The following is a 13486-nucleotide window of genomic DNA, read 5'->3' as shown; positions in this document are numbered from 1 at the left end:
CGGATCAACTCCTCGATTCCAGAGGTGAAGAAGAAGGGATACGTGCGGGGGCTCGCTCAGGCCGCCATCAGCCAGCTGCCGCCGAGCGCGACGCAGAACGCCAGGCCCGCGAAGACGGTCCGCAGCAGGTTGGCGCGCGCCCACCGGGCGCGCAGCGGGTCCCAGGAGTCGGGGATCTCCCCATCGGCGGCCCAGCCGTCGATCACCCGGTTCATCCGCACGTTGCGCAGCTCCGACACCAGGGCCACCCCCACCACCCCGGCCAGCGCCACCGCGAAGCAAGCCTTCGCGCCCGCCCCGGGGGCCAGGAAGGCCAGCCCCAGACCGGCGGCCAGGGCCACCTTGTTGACGGTCGGCATCAGCGGGTCGAACCCGGGGTCCAGCAACCGGTGCACGTCGGACCAGGTCTGCCGCGGCAGCCGCAACAGCATGGGGACGATGGCGCGTTCCACCGCTATCAGGGCTCCGGCGAGGACCCCCGTGCACAGCACGAACACGAGGGCCAGCAGGGCGACCAGCACGGCCGGGCTCACCCCGCCCCGTGGCCGAGCGGATCGGCCGCGCGCAGCGGTTCCCGCTCCAGCCGGTCGTCCAGCATCAGCGAGTAACTCTGTTTACGCGCGACCGAGTCGAAGAAGGTGTACATCATGGCGTCGCGCAGGCGGCACAGCGGACCGCTGTGCGCGAGGCCCAGCGTGCCGATCCGCCACGAGGTCGTCACCATGTCCGCGGCCCGCGCCCGCCGGGCGGACTCGAACGCCCGCAGTGTCTCCGGCACGGCCTCCGGGGTGGAGCGCCCCAGCATGTCGGCGAGCACCACACCGCTCTCGATGGCCTGGCCCGCGCCCTGGCTGAGGTTGAGCGTCATCGGGTGGGCCGCGTCGCCGACGAGCACGGCCCGGCCCTTGCTCCACCCGCCGCCCGGCGGCCGGTCGTGGATGGGCACCGGCAGGATCGCCTCCTCGTCCGTCGAGGAGATGATCGCGCCGATCGGGTGCGGCCAGTCCCGGTACGCCGCCGCCAGCGCCGCCCCCCGCGACAGGCTCAGGGTGTCGATCCCGGCGGACGCGCGGTCACTGGTGATGGCGTCCCAGTAGACCTCCTCCTCGTTCAACCGGCAGTACAGGAAGCGCAGTCCGCCCTTGCCCCACAGGTTGAAGAACGTGCCGGTGGGGACCAACGACTCGCCCGGCAGCCGGGTGATGGCCTGCCAGGCCGTGTAACCGGCGTACCGCGGGGGCGGCTCGAACCCGTTGCGCATCGTCGCGCGCACCGTGGAGCGCAGCCCGTCCGCACCGATCAGCACGTCGCCGTGCGCCGTGGAGCCGTCCTCGAAGTGCGCGGTGACACCGTCGGCGTCCTCGGTGCAGCCGGTGAACCGGCAGCCGAGGCGGACCCGGTGCTCACCGACCGCCTCGGTGAGCACCGTGTGCAGAACGGAACGGCGCAGCGCGCACGCGGGCGCCCCCGCCCGCTCCGTCGGCTCGTCCAACTCCCACCGGGCCAGGCGCCGTCCGGAGTCGGAGCGGAACTCGTGGAACCGCATGCGCACCGCGTCGGCGGCGACGGCCTCGTCGAGCCCGATCCTGCGCAGCGCCAGGAAGGCGTTGTGCCAGAGCATGAACCCGCCGCCGGTCAGCAGCCGTCCGGGAGTGGGACGTGCCTCGAAGACCTCGCAGTCGATGCCCTGCCGCAGCAGGCCCGCCGCCGCGGTCAGCCCGCCGATGCCGGCCCCGATCACCAGGGCCTTACGCATGGTCGCCATGGCTCGCGGTCCGCTCAGACCCGCGACGGCACGCTGTCGAGGCGCGCGCGCAGGTCGAAGATGCGCCGCTCGATGTCACCGCCGCTCCAGTACGGGTACATCGGGGCCGCCATCTCACGGTGGGACGGGGCGTCCTCCCAGCGGCGGAACGCCTCCTCGCTCTCCCACTCGGCGAGCAGGATGTACCGGCCGGGCTCCTCGGCATCGCGCAGCAACTCGTCGCGCAGATGGCCGGGGGTCCCCTTCACCACGGCGGTGACCTGCCGGTACGCCTCCTCGAACGCCTCCTGGTCCTTCTCCTGGACACGTGCGGAAACCATGACGCGAACGGTCACGACGGACCACCTCTCATCGATGCGGAACCCGGCACGAGCTCGACGACATCGAGCACGTTCTTGCGGGCGGATTCACGGAACGGCTCCAGCCGGGCGCTGAGCCGCTCCCTCTCGGGGCTCTTCTGGAAGGCGTCCAGGGCGCTCTGGTCGGCCCAGTCGGCCATGACCAGACGGATACGGGGATCGCGCGGGTCCCGCAGCAACGACTGGGCGATGCAGCCGGGCAGTTCCGCGGCGACCTGTGCGGTCTCCAGCCAGGCGGCGCGGAACCGGTCCTCGCAGCCCTCCCGGACGACCATCTCCAACACGGTGCGGAGCACGGTGTGCGGTCTCCTTCGGTGTCAGATGCCGCCGTCGACGTCGAGCGTGGCGCCGGTGACGTAACGGGCGGCGTCCGAGGCGAGGAAGAGCACCGCGTCGGCGATCTCCGCCGGGCTGCCGAGCCGCCGCAGCGAGATCCGCTGCTCGTACGCGGCCTTCCCCTCCGCCGTGACGGCCTTCATCTGGTCCGTCTCGACCAGCCCGGAGGCGATGCAGTTGACGCGTATGCCGCGCGGGCCCAGTTCCTTGGCCAGCGCCCGGGTCAGCCCCATCACCCCGGCCTTGGACGCCACGTAGTGGGCGGCGCCCGGCATGCCGTGATGCGCCACGGCGGAGCTGATGTTGACGATCGAGGCGGTGTCGGCGAGGAACGGCAGCGCCCCGCGGATCATGTGGTACATGCCCGACAGGTTGGTGTCGAGGACGCGATGCCATTCGTCGGGGGCCAGGTCCGTCAGCGGGAGGTGGCTGATGACCCCCGCGTTGTTCACGACGGTGTCGACCGCCCCGTACCGCTCGTGCGCCTCGGCCGACAGCCGGGCGGCCTGCTCGTGGTCGGCGACGTCGCAGCGCACCATGGTGCCGTGGGCCCCCAGGTCCGCCAGCTCCCGGCGCAGCGACTCGACCCGCTCGCTCTCGTTGACGTAGCAGGCCGTCACCGCGGCACCCTGTGCGGCCAGGGCGAGCACGGTGGCCCGCCCGATGCCCCGGGCGCCGCCGGTGACCAGGGCGTGCCTGCCCTTGAGGCCGAAGTCGAGGGCGGTCATCGGGCCACCCCCGCCACGGCGCGGGCCGCCGCCTCCACGCGCTCCTTGATGAGCGCCATCTGCACCTTGGAGTTCCTGTCGATGCGTTCGGTCATCCCCGCGTCGTCCAGCGGGGCACCGGGCTTCATGTGGAACTCCTGCGCCCAGCGCATCTCCACACCCGCGTCGGTCTGGAGGTACGTCCAGTGGATGTGCATGAAGGCGAAGGGGCCCGTCTCGACCCGGTGGGCCCGGACGGTCCGGTTCTCGCGGTCCATGACCCGCTCGGAGACCCAGCTCCAGACCTTGCCGTCGGGCTCCGGGTGGAGGGTGAGGCGGAACCGTACCGTGTCGCCGTGCTGTTCCAGGATCTCCGCGGCGGCGTACTCGCTGAACAGGTCCGGCCAGTTCGCCACGTCGTTGGTGATGTCCCAGAGCAGGTCGAACGGCGCGTCGATGACGACGCTGTTCTCGGTGCGGGCGGCAGCCGGTCGCAGCTGCTCATCGATCAGGGCGAAGATCTCCGGGAGCCGGGTGAGGCCCTCGGCGTCCAGCCGGATGTCGTAGCGGTTCTCCACCTCCGTCAGGACGTTGATCAGACCCAGCGAGTCGACGCCCAGGTCGTCGATGGTCAGGGTCGGGTCGTCCACCTTGAGGGTCTCCTGGGAAACACCGGTGCACTGCTCGACGATGGTCAAGAACTCGTCGTACGCGAGGGGAGCTGCGGTCATGGGTCGAGGTCCTTTCGGGCTCGTGGGGTCCGTGTTCGTCGGTGGCGTCGTCACGGGGTGAGGGCCCGGACGACGAGGGCGGAGTTGAAGCCGCCGTGGCCGCGGGCGACGACCAGGGCCGTGCGCAGCCGCGCCGCACGGCTCTCGGTCACGAGGTCGACGCCGTACGCGGTGTCCGCGACGGTGCCCGGCCCGGTGGGCGGGATCACCTGCTCGCGCAGGGCCAGCAGCGCGGCGACGACATCGAGGGGCGCACCGCCCGCGTACAGCCGCCCGTACCGGGCCTTGGGGGCCGTCACCGGTACCCCGCGCGGACCGAACACCTCGGTCAGGCAGTCCGCCTCGGCGCGGTCCAGCTCGGGCGTCCCGGCCGCGTCGGCGAAGACGACGTCGACCTCCTCCGGCCCGATCCCGGCGTCGGCCAGCGCCGACACGACGGCCCGGCGCAGCGCACCGGACGTCCCGGCCCCCGGGGTGCCGGGAGCGGGGTCGAAGGTGGCCGCGTGACCGGCGATCTCGCCGTACGGCGTGTCGACACCGCGGGCGCGTGCGCCGTCCTCGTCCTCCAGCACGAGGATCGCGCCGCCCTCACCCGGCACGTGGCCGCGGGCGGACGCGCTGAACGGCCGGTAGGCGCGCTCCGGGTCCGCGCTCGTGCTCAGCCGCCCGGAGGTGGTCTGGCAGGTCAGCGCGTACGGGCTCAGCGGCGCCTCCGTGCCGCCGGTCAGGACGAGCCGGGCGTCCCCTCGCGCGAGGGCCCGCCTGGCCTGCGCGATCGCGTCGAGACCGCCGGCCTGCTCGGCCACGACGACCCCGCAGGGTCCCTTCATGCCGTGCCGGATGGACAGTTGGCCGGTCGTGGCCGCGTAGAACCAGGCGATCGACTGGTACGGACCCACGTGCCGGGGTCCTTTCGACCACAGGGCCGCGATCTCGCGCTGGCCGAAGGCGTTTCCCCCGGAGGAGGACGCCGTGATCACCCCGAGGTCGTACGGGGAGAACTCCTGCGGCCGCACGCCCGCGTCGGCCAGCGCCTCGTCGGTCGCCATCAGGGCGAACTGGGTCCAGCGGTCGGTCTGCACGGCCAGCCGGGGGTCGACACCGGGCAGGGTGCCGTCCTGGAAGACCTCGCCGACCGTGCGTACGGGGAAGGAGTCCGCCTCGAACTGCGTCACCGGCCCCAGGCCGTTGCGGCCCGCCAGCACGGCCGCCCAGAACTCCTTGACCCCCACCCCGTTCGGCGCCACGGCCGAGATGCCGGTGACCACCACACGGCGCGTGGCCGTCGCTCTGTCAGACATGGCGTGCCCCCTTGCCCGGCGCGGTGAGGACCATCGCCGTCTGGAACCCGCCGAAACCGCTGCCCACGCTGAGAACCGTGTCGGTGCGCTGCTCGCGTGCCGTCAACGGGACGTAGTCCAGACCGAGTTCGGGGTCCGTGTGATGGAGGTTGGCGGTGGGCGGGATGGCGTCGTGCTCGATGGCGAGGGCGCAGGCGGCGACCTCCAGGGCGCCGATCGCCCCCAGCGAGTGCCCCACCATCGACTTGATCGAGCTCATCGGGGTGCGGTGGGCGTGCTCGCCGAGCGACACCTTCACCGCGGCCGTCTCGTGCTTGTCGTTCTGCCGGGTACCGGAGCCGTGGGCGTTGACGTAGTCCACCGCGTCGGCGGGGACACGGGCGCGGTCCAGCGCCACCCGCACCGCCTCCGCCAGCTCCTTGCCGTCGGGGCGCAGCCCGGTCATGTGGAACGCGTTGCCGCGCTGCGCGTACCCCGCGACCTCGCAGTACACCCGGGCACCGCGCCGACGTGCCGACTCCTCGTCCTCCAGGACCAGTACGGCCGCGCCCTCGCCCAGCACGAAGCCGTCACGGTCGCGGTCGAAGGGCCGGGAGGCGTGCGCGGGGTCCTCGTTGTTGGGCGAGGTGGCCCTGATCGCGTCGAAGCAGGCCACGGTGATCGGCGAGATGGGCGCGTCGGTGGCACCGGCCAGCACGATGTCGGCCTGCCCGTCCTCGATGAACTGGGCACCCTGCGCCACGGAGTCGAGGCCCGAGGTGCACCCCGTCGACACCACCCGGACCGGGCCCTCGGCACCGGCCGTCCACGCCACCTCGGTGGCGAGAGAACCGGGCACCAGAGCGCCGTAGAGGTGCGGATACGGGTTCGACGGGTCGACGACCCAGTTGCTGCCGTGGTCGCTGACCTGGACGTACTGCTGCTCCAGCGTGATGGTGTTGCCCACCGCGCTGCCGATCGACACCCCGATCCGGTGCGGCTCCACGCCGTCGGTCGGCGCGCCGCTGTCCGCCAGGGCCTCCCGCGCGGCGACCACGGCGAACTGCGCCGCGCGGTCCATGCGCAGGACTTCCTCGGAGGTCAGCCCGGCGGCCGCCGCGTCGAAGTCGCACTCCGCCGCGATCCTGGACCGGTAGGCCGACGCGTCGAAGTGGGAGATGGCCCGGGTGGCCGTACGGCCGTCGGTCAGCAGTTGCCAGAAGGCCCTGGTGCCCACGCCCCCGGGCGCCACCACACCGATGCCGGTGACGACGGCCTTGCGGCGGGTCACGCGTGCTCCTCTCCCGGCAGCGGCTCGGTGTCGACGTGCCCCAGCTCGGGGCGGGGCGCGAGCGGACCCAGCTGGAAGACCATGAAGGCGGGCTCCGTGCCGTGGTTCTCCAGCCGGTGCCGCACGTTGATCTTCAGGTGCAGCGCCTCACCCGCGGCGAGCGGGACCGGCTCCCCGTCGATCCTCGCCAGTAGCTCACCGCTGACGAGGTACAGGAACTCCTCGGAGTACGGGTGGTAGTGCTCGGTGACGACCTCGCCGGGCTGGAGGGTGAGCACCCCCATGAAGCCCGAGGTGGCCTGGGCGTTGGCCGGGCTGAGTAGGGTACGCAGATCGCCCCCCCGGCGCCGGTTGGACTCGACGTCCTTCGCCGCGATCTTGGTCATTCCTTCGCTGGCCACGCCAGCCTCCTTTCGTCGTCCCGCACCGGCGGTGCGGTCCCCCCACCCGGTGACGCGTCGTCGCCGGGCTGTGCGAACGCGAGTCGCCTCAGTCCTGCGCGCGCCAGGTGTAGAACTCGTGGGCCATGGCGTCCTGCGGACCGCGCCAGGTCTCCGGGTCGTACGCCGCGATATGAGGACTCAGCCGCTTGCTGACATCGACGAAGAGTTCGTGTCCCTTCATCTCGGAGATCGGTCCGCGCACATCGTCGTCGGACGCCATGTAGTGCAGATAAAGATCGTGGAAGCGGAACAGCCTGCGTTCCCTCACACCGATCAAATGGGGAAGCTCACCGGCGTCGGATTCGGCAAAGATGCGCTCCACGTCGGCCGCGGCGGACGGCTTCATGCGAGCCACGATGAGAGTGCTGCGCATTGCGGTTTCCTTCCCTTCCGGTCCGGTCCTCGATGGCCGGCCGAAACAGGATCACTCGACGCGATAAAGCGCGAATGAGGGCATGGAAAAGCGGCTCGGGGGAAAGACGGACGACCGTGGCGGCAGCCCTGCCGCGCGCCGGGGGCCCTCGCGGTGGCCGGGGCCCGTCGCCGCCACCGGCTCTCCCAGATTGCCCAGTCGGCGGCGTCGTCCCAGCTCGGAGCCGTTTCCCGACCAGTCCTTGAGCAGGGGTTATGTGGTCCAAACCAGTGCTCCGGGAGGGGAGTTCTGGCCGAAAGTACGCCCCGGTCTCGTCCTTTGGGGCGTAGGCGGTCCCGACGCCGTCTCGTTAGGGTCGGGTATCCGCACAGCGAGTTCCCGACACCGTTCTTCGCATCAGTGAGAGGCGTGTGCGGCATTTTCTAGGGGGTCATGTGGGCAGCAGTCTGACTGTTTCCAGTACTGGTGAAAGGCGCACGGTGCCCGTGGAAGCGCGGGTGCTGCGCGAGGTGTGCGGCCACTATCCGACGGGTGTGGCGGTCATTACGTGTGGAGGGGCGGAGGGAGAGGAGCCGGTAGGGGTCACGGTCAATTCCTTCACCTCGCTCTCCCTCGACCCGGCCCTGGTGCTTTTCTGCGTGCACAGGGATTCGCGGGCACTGGCCGCCGTCCAGGGCGTCGGCGCCTTCGCCGTCAACATCCTGGCGTCCGACCAGGCCGGTCTGTGCCGGGCCTTCGCCCGCCGTGACACCGCGGACTTCGCCGAACTGCCGCACGGCCCCGGTGCCACCGGCTCTCCCGTGCTCAGCGACGCGCTCGCCTTCCTCGAATGCCGCCTGCACGCCGTCTTCCCGGGCGGGGACCACGTCATCGTCGTCGGCGAGGTCATCGACCTGGGCCTCCTGCGCGAGGAGCAGCCGCTGACGTTCTTCCGCAGCGCCCACCCGAAGCTGGAGGTCCTGGGATGACGGTCATTCCGGCGAAGACGATCGACTCGCGGGAGCGCTCGGCGTACGGCCCGCAGGAGACCGGCCCTCGCGGGGTCGCGCTCCGCCTGCTGGGACCGCTGGAGATCGTCGTCGGGTCCTCCGAGGTCCAGTTGCCCCAGCGAAAGCTGCGCCAGCTCCTCGCCACGCTGCTCATCCGACCCAACGCGACCGTGTCCAACGAATCCCTCATCCGTGAACTCTGGGGCGACCGGCCGCCGGCCACCGCGCTCGCCGCGCTGCGGGTGTACGTCTCGCAGCTGCGCAAGTTCCTGATCCGCCACGACCTGGACGGCCGGTGGTGCACCCTGCGCACCCGGGCGCCGGGCTACCAGCTCCAGGTCAACGAGGGGATTCTCGACACCGTCTGCTTCGACCGGCTGTGCGCGCTGGCCGCGGAGTCGGCCTCGGCGGGCCACCACGAGCTGGCCCTGAAGCAGTACCGGGAAGCCCTCGGCCTCCGCCGGGGCCCGACGCTGGAGGGTCTCCGGGAGAGCTCCGCGCTCTCCGGCACGGCCCTGCAGTACGACGAGGCATGGATGAGCGCGCTCAAGCGGCGTATCGACCTGGACCTCAAGCTCGGCCGTCACCTCGAGATCATCGGTGAACTCAGCAGGCTGGTGGCGGAGAACCCGCTGAGCGAGGGCTTCTGCGCCCGGCTCATGACGGTGCTGCACCGCAGCGGCCGCAGCGGCGACGCCCTCGCCGCCTACCGCCGCACCCGCGCCCACCTCATCGAGGAGCTCGGCATCGAACCCGGGCTCGAACTGTGCATGTCCCACCAGGCCGTGCTCGCCGACGACTCGGCGTACCACCTGTCGATGCGGGCCTCGGCGCGCAGTGCGTGACATCGGCGGCATGGCCTCGGCCGGGCGGGTGCCCGCGCTTACATCCGGGCTTTATCCCTGCTTTTTCATGACCGGACACGATGTTCCCATGCGCTTGTTCCTGAGGTCCCTGCTGCGTTTCTTCGCGGACGCACTCGTCGCGTTCGGACGGAGCCAGTTGTTCATTCCCGACGTGGATTTCGAAAAACCGGCACCGGACCCTTCCGAACGGATCTCGCGAAAGCCGCTGACGGAGGCCGAGGAGGCCCTCGACCGTCAGCTGGCAGGCGTGGCGGAACGGGTCGACCGTCGACTGGACCCGTTCTGAACGATGACGAGCAGGACGAAGGCCGCCACCGCGGTGGAGGTGCGCGTCCAGTTGAACAGGTCCCAGCGGTGCAGGATCTCGGCGTAGTCGGGCGGCGGCGAGGTCACCGCCCATTCCTTGATCCGCGCGTTGATCGGTACGTTGCCGAAGCGGGTGACGAGGAACGACGTCCCGATCAGCGCCGTCGACGCGCCCGCGAGCAGCCGTTCGCGGCCGGTGGTCCGCAGGGTCAGCGCGAGGGCGCTCACGGCGGCGGTCCCCATCGCGGTCAGCATCACCGGGGAGTTCATCTTCATCAGTTCGGCATGGAAGGAGAGCCTCATGTCCACCGGCACCTTCCAGAAGGTCGGTCCCAGATTCACCGCGCCGTATCCGAACGCGCCCGCGAGTAATCCGGTCGCGGTGACGGCGACGCCCTTCAGTATGCGCACACGCATCAGTCTGTCCTTAGTCGAGTAATCCGGCTCTTGCTGTCCAAGTCGCCACGAGGACGAGGAAGTCCAACGGTAGCGGGGGCCACGACCTGGAGGTCCCATGTCATCCGTAGCAGAGGCCGACACGAGCCCCGGAGCGGCGGCGGCGCAGAGCGGGTTCAGTCGCCGTCCGGTCCTCGCTCTGCTGGTCATCGCCGCGGCCGAGCTGATGGTGGTGCTCGACGCCACCATCGTCAACATCGCGCTGCCGAGCATCCAGGACGCGCTGAACATCTCCGACAGCGATCTCGCCTGGGTGGTCAACGCGTACGCGGTCACCTTCGGCGGACTCATGCTCCTCGGCGGCCGGGCAGGCGATCTCTTCGGCCGCCGCCGGGTGTTCCGGCTGGGCGTCGTGACGTTCGTGCTGGCCTCGGTGCTCGGGGGCGTGGCCCCCAACGAGGCCCTGCTCATCTGCGCCCGGGTGCTCCAGGGCGTGGGCGCGGCCGTCGCGGCGCCCACCGCGCTCGCGCTGATCGCGACGAACTTTCCCGAGGGCAAGCAGCGCAACCGGGCCATGGGCACGTACGCGGCCATGGCCGGTGTCGGTTCGGTGCTGGGCCTGATCCTCGGCGGACTCCTCACCGAATACCTCGACTGGCGCTGGGTGTTGCTGGTGAACATCCCCATCGGCATCGCCGTGCTGGCCGGGACATCGGTCCTCGAGGAGGCCGACCGCGACCAGGGCAAGCTCGACCTGGTGGGCGCGGCCGCAGGGACCGCCGGTCTGCTCAGCCTGATCTACGGGGTCACCCGCGGCGGTCTGACCCACTTCACCGGCGGCCGGACGGCGATCTGCTTCGCGGTCGCCGCGGTGCTGCTCGTGGTGTTCATGGAGCGGCAGGCCCGCATCGAACACCCCATGCTTCCCTTGCACATCCTGAAGGACCGCAGCCGCGCCGGTACGTACGCGTCCCTGTTCCTCACCGGTCTCGGCATGTTCTCGACCTTCTACTTCCTGACCCTGTACATGCAGAACGTGCTGGACTACGGAGCGGTGAAGACCGGTCTGGCCTATCTGCCGTTCAGCGTCGGCATCGGCGTGATGGCCCCCGTCGCCTCCAAGCTCGTGGCCAAGCTGCCGCCCAGGCTCGTGGCCGGGCCCGGCCTGCTCGTCGCCGCGTCCGGGCTGGTCTGGCTGAGCCGACTGACCCCGCACTCCTCCTACCCGAGCACCCTGATGCCCGCCATGTTCATCACCGCCGCCGGGCTCGGGCTGGCCTTCGTACCGCTGACGCTCGGTGCGGTGCGCGGGGTCGACGAGGCCGACTCGGGCAGCGCGTCGGCCCTGCTCAACACCGCGCAGCAGATCGGGGGCGCCCTCGGCATCGCGAGTCTGGCGATGCTGGCGCACACCATCGCCGACACCCGGCTGCCGAAGGCCGGCAAGGTGTACTCCGACGCGGTGGACCGGGGCGACACCGCCCTCGTCGTGAAGGCCCAGGCGGCCATGACGTACGGCTTCACGCACGCCCTGCTGGCCGGTGCCCTGGTGTTCGTCGCGGGCGCGCTGATCATGGCCTTGGTCGTCACGGCGGGCAAGCAGGAAACGGCCTCGCGCACCGGCGCCTGAACGGGGGGCTCACGGGGCACGGCCTCAGAGCTGGACCACCCCCAGCGGTGTGGCGGTCGGCTGCTTCGAGCCGCCCGCGGGCTCCACCGTGATCCCGACGGCGGTCGCCCGGCCGAGGGGGCCCAGCAGTACCCGGCCCTGGCGACCGCCCGCGCCGGAGAGCAGGCCGCCCGAGCGGAAGGTGCCGTTGTCGGCGTACCAGAGCTGGTAGACCTTTCCCCCGCCGAGGGCGGGCAGCCCGGCGGCGACGAAGGCCGCCTTCCGCTGCTGCCGCGACATGACCACGCTCGCCCGGGCGCCGTTGCTCAGCTCGCCGGTGCGCACGGTGGCGTCCGGGGCGGTGACCACGTCGGCGAGCGAGGTGGTGCGCCGCTCCTGCTCCTGGGCCGTGCGCCGGGCGTCCCGCGCCTCCTCGTGCTGCCACCAGGCGACCGAGCCGCCCGCGACGGCCGCCGCGAGACACGCGGCGAGCGCCCAGGGGAGCAGCCGTCGGCCGTGGCCCGGCCGGGCGGGCGGGGTCTCCTGCCGGGTGTTCCGGATGCCCGCCAGCACGCGCGCGCGGGCCGCGTCGTCCGGGGGCAGCGCGGTGGCCTCGGCGAGTCCGACGACCGCGTCCATGAGCTGCGCGGCCTCCTCGCGGCAGGCCGCGCAGGCCGCGAGGTGGTTCTCGAAGGCCGCCCGCTCATCGGGGGGCAGGGCGTCGAGGACGTAGGCGCCGACGGCGTCGTGCTCGCCGGGTGCCGCGTTCATCCGCCGGCCTCCAGACACTCCCGCAGCCGGTGCAGCCCGGTGCGCATCCGCGTCTTCACGGTCCCGGCCGGTCTGCTCAGGGCGTGGGCGACCTCCTCGTACGTGAGGCCCTCGTAGTAGGCCAGCACCAGCGGCACTCGCAGGTTCCCGCACAGCGCCGCCAGGCAGCGGTAGAGCCTGCGCCGCTCGTCGCGGTCCTGCACCAGCTCGGCCACCATGTCGAAGGGGCGCTCGCTGTTGCTCAGCGCCACCCTGCGGTCCCGGTCGGACGCGGCCTGCGCCGAGCGGACCCGGTCGACGGCGCGGTGGTGCGTCAGGGCGAACACCCACGACCTGGCCGAGGCGCGCTCGGGGTGGAAACGGGCCGCCGTGCGCCACACCTCCAGCATCACCTCCTGCGCGACCTCCTCCGCCTGCGAGGCGTCGCGCACCACGCGCAGGGCCAGGCCGCGCACGGAGCCGGACAGGCTGTCGTACAGCAGGGTGAACGCCTCCTCGCTGCCGCGCGCGGTCGCCGTCAGGTAGCCGTCGAGACGGCGGTCCGCGGCGGATCTGTCCCCGTGCATCCGTGTCGTTCCTCCCCTCGTCCTCGCACCGCCCGGCCGGGCTCTTCCCCGTCCAGCCTGGGTGCCCGGTCCCGATCCCGCGCCTGCTGGACGCCCGGGGGCCCGGAAGTCCGTCCGTTCGAGTGCCAGGGGGTGTCCGGGGGAGGTCACGGGGGTGGGCCGTCCGTGGGGCCGAGGACGGCCCAGACGGTGTGTCCGTGCCGGGTCGGCTCGTCGCCCCAGCGGCTGGCCAGGGCGTCGACGAGGAACAGGCCGCGGCCGGACTCCTCGAGCGTGAAGGACGGATGCCGCCACCGGGCCCGGACCAGGGTGGTGTCGAAGCTCGGCCCCGCGTCGGCCACCTCGATGCGCAGCGCCGTCCGGCCGGGGAACCGGCGGCGCAGCGCGCACGCGACCCGCACGGGCGGCCTGCCGTGGCGCAGCGCGTTGGACAGCAGCTCGCTCACCACCACGGTGGCGTCGTCCGCGAACTCCGCCACCTGCCAGCGGGCGAGAAGGTCACGCAGATCGTCGCGCACCGCGTCGGCGGGTGCCGCGCGGTCGTGGCGGAGACGGCGGGAATCGCGCTTCATGACGAACACCTTCAGTGGCCTTTCAGTCGCCTTTCAGGTAATTCGTCACGGAACGCACCTCGGATGGGCGTCCGGCCGGGTGGGATGGCCTCGGCAGAAACTCCCGAACCGGGGCAAACCATGGCA

General features: G+C 71.7%; 18 protein-coding genes and 1 pseudogene. 4 read left to right on the top strand and 15 right to left on the bottom strand.

Going from position 1 to position 13486, the window contains the following annotated elements:
• Nucleotides 1-56: 56 nt before the first annotated feature.
• The 11 genes and pseudogenes from ACI2LY_RS04155 to ACI2LY_RS04105 form a co-directional block, all read right to left on the bottom strand.
• Nucleotides 57-533, bottom strand: coding sequence for an anthrone oxygenase family protein (locus ACI2LY_RS04155; protein WP_404705758.1), 477 nt, complete (start codon nt 531-533; stop codon nt 57-59).
• On the bottom strand, nt 530-1765 hold the full coding sequence (locus ACI2LY_RS04150) for an FAD-dependent monooxygenase (RefSeq protein ID WP_404705757.1): 1236 nt from the start codon (nt 1763-1765) through the stop codon (nt 530-532). Before ACI2LY_RS04150 ends, ACI2LY_RS04155 begins: the two co-directional genes overlap by 4 nt.
• Nucleotides 1766-1779: 14 nt before the next feature.
• Nucleotides 1780-2085 carry an antibiotic biosynthesis monooxygenase family protein gene (locus tag ACI2LY_RS04145; protein ID WP_393600712.1) on the bottom strand — a complete coding sequence of 102 codons (306 nt, stop codon included), beginning with the start codon at nt 2083-2085 and terminating at the stop codon, nt 1780-1782.
• Nucleotides 2086-2096: 11 nt separating this feature from the next.
• Nucleotides 2097-2420 carry a putative quinol monooxygenase gene (locus ACI2LY_RS04140; RefSeq protein ID WP_393912141.1) on the bottom strand — a complete coding sequence of 108 codons (324 nt, stop codon included), beginning with the start codon at nt 2418-2420 and terminating at the stop codon, nt 2097-2099.
• Between the two features lie 21 nt (nt 2421-2441).
• Complete coding sequence (locus ACI2LY_RS04135; RefSeq protein WP_404705756.1) at nt 2442-3188, bottom strand: SDR family NAD(P)-dependent oxidoreductase; 747 nt, start codon at nt 3186-3188, stop codon at nt 2442-2444.
• A complete protein-coding gene (locus tag ACI2LY_RS04130) occupies nt 3185-3664 on the bottom strand; it encodes an SRPBCC family protein (protein ID WP_404706478.1) in 480 nt (159 codons plus the stop codon). The genes ACI2LY_RS04135 and ACI2LY_RS04130 overlap by 4 nt, the downstream gene beginning before the upstream one ends.
• A 48-nt stretch (nt 3665-3712) precedes the next feature.
• Nucleotides 3713-3898: pseudogene (locus ACI2LY_RS04125) on the bottom strand (acyl carrier protein); the annotation flags it as partial.
• 50 nt (nt 3899-3948) lie between these two features.
• On the bottom strand, nt 3949-5199 hold the full coding sequence (locus ACI2LY_RS04120) for a ketosynthase chain-length factor (RefSeq protein WP_404705755.1): 1251 nt from the start codon (nt 5197-5199) through the stop codon (nt 3949-3951).
• On the bottom strand, nt 5192-6469 hold the full coding sequence (locus ACI2LY_RS04115) for a beta-ketoacyl-[acyl-carrier-protein] synthase family protein (RefSeq protein WP_404705754.1): 1278 nt from the start codon (nt 6467-6469) through the stop codon (nt 5192-5194). The genes ACI2LY_RS04120 and ACI2LY_RS04115 overlap by 8 nt, the downstream gene beginning before the upstream one ends.
• Nucleotides 6466-6855 carry a cupin domain-containing protein gene (locus tag ACI2LY_RS04110; RefSeq protein ID WP_404706477.1) on the bottom strand — a complete coding sequence of 130 codons (390 nt, stop codon included), beginning with the start codon at nt 6853-6855 and terminating at the stop codon, nt 6466-6468. The genes ACI2LY_RS04115 and ACI2LY_RS04110 overlap by 4 nt, the downstream gene beginning before the upstream one ends.
• Nucleotides 6856-6958: 103 nt before the next feature.
• The gene (locus tag ACI2LY_RS04105; protein WP_404705753.1) at nt 6959-7285 is read right to left on the bottom strand and encodes a TcmI family type II polyketide cyclase; all 327 of its coding nucleotides are present in this window, start codon (nt 7283-7285) and stop codon (nt 6959-6961) included.
• 479 nt (nt 7286-7764) lie between these two features.
• On the opposite strand from ACI2LY_RS04105, the gene ACI2LY_RS04100 reads away from it, so the two are divergent.
• From ACI2LY_RS04100 to ACI2LY_RS04090, 3 genes are read left to right on the top strand one after another with little or no spacing between them, the layout of a single operon-like run.
• A complete protein-coding gene (locus tag ACI2LY_RS04100) occupies nt 7765-8253 on the top strand; it encodes a flavin reductase family protein (protein WP_404705752.1) in 489 nt (162 codons plus the stop codon).
• On the top strand, nt 8250-9119 hold the full coding sequence (locus ACI2LY_RS04095) for a BTAD domain-containing putative transcriptional regulator (protein WP_404705751.1): 870 nt from the start codon (nt 8250-8252) through the stop codon (nt 9117-9119). Before ACI2LY_RS04100 ends, ACI2LY_RS04095 begins: the two co-directional genes overlap by 4 nt.
• Nucleotides 9112-9426 carry a hypothetical protein gene (locus ACI2LY_RS04090; RefSeq protein ID WP_404705750.1) on the top strand — a complete coding sequence of 105 codons (315 nt, stop codon included), beginning with the start codon at nt 9112-9114 and terminating at the stop codon, nt 9424-9426. The genes ACI2LY_RS04095 and ACI2LY_RS04090 overlap by 8 nt, the downstream gene beginning before the upstream one ends.
• Here the strand turns inward: ACI2LY_RS04090 and ACI2LY_RS04085 are convergent.
• Complete coding sequence (locus tag ACI2LY_RS04085; protein WP_404705749.1) at nt 9375-9863, bottom strand: anthrone oxygenase family protein; 489 nt, start codon at nt 9861-9863, stop codon at nt 9375-9377. The genes ACI2LY_RS04090 and ACI2LY_RS04085 overlap by 52 nt on opposite strands.
• Nucleotides 9864-9960: 97 nt before the next feature.
• Here ACI2LY_RS04085 and ACI2LY_RS04080 point away from each other — a divergent pair, with 97 nt between their 5' ends.
• A complete protein-coding gene (locus ACI2LY_RS04080) occupies nt 9961-11472 on the top strand; it encodes an MFS transporter (RefSeq protein WP_404705748.1) in 1512 nt (503 codons plus the stop codon).
• A 24-nt stretch (nt 11473-11496) separates the two neighbouring features.
• Here the strand turns inward: ACI2LY_RS04080 and ACI2LY_RS04075 are convergent, their stop codons facing one another.
• The 3 genes from ACI2LY_RS04075 to ACI2LY_RS04065 form a co-directional block, all read right to left on the bottom strand.
• A complete protein-coding gene (locus tag ACI2LY_RS04075) occupies nt 11497-12222 on the bottom strand; it encodes an anti-sigma factor domain-containing protein (protein ID WP_404705747.1) in 726 nt (241 codons plus the stop codon).
• Nucleotides 12219-12788 carry a sigma-70 family RNA polymerase sigma factor gene (locus tag ACI2LY_RS04070; protein ID WP_404705746.1) on the bottom strand — a complete coding sequence of 190 codons (570 nt, stop codon included), beginning with the start codon at nt 12786-12788 and terminating at the stop codon, nt 12219-12221. The genes ACI2LY_RS04075 and ACI2LY_RS04070 overlap by 4 nt, the downstream gene beginning before the upstream one ends.
• A 146-nt stretch (nt 12789-12934) precedes the next feature.
• A complete protein-coding gene (locus ACI2LY_RS04065; protein WP_404705745.1) occupies nt 12935-13360 on the bottom strand; it encodes an ATP-binding protein in 426 nt (141 codons plus the stop codon).
• Between the last annotated feature and the right edge of the window lie 126 nt (nt 13361-13486).

The organism is Streptomyces sp. NPDC002176 (assembly GCF_044903645.1).
Taxonomy (GTDB): domain Bacteria; phylum Actinomycetota; class Actinomycetes; order Streptomycetales; family Streptomycetaceae; genus Streptomyces.
This window is presented reverse-complemented; position numbering and strand designations above follow the sequence as displayed.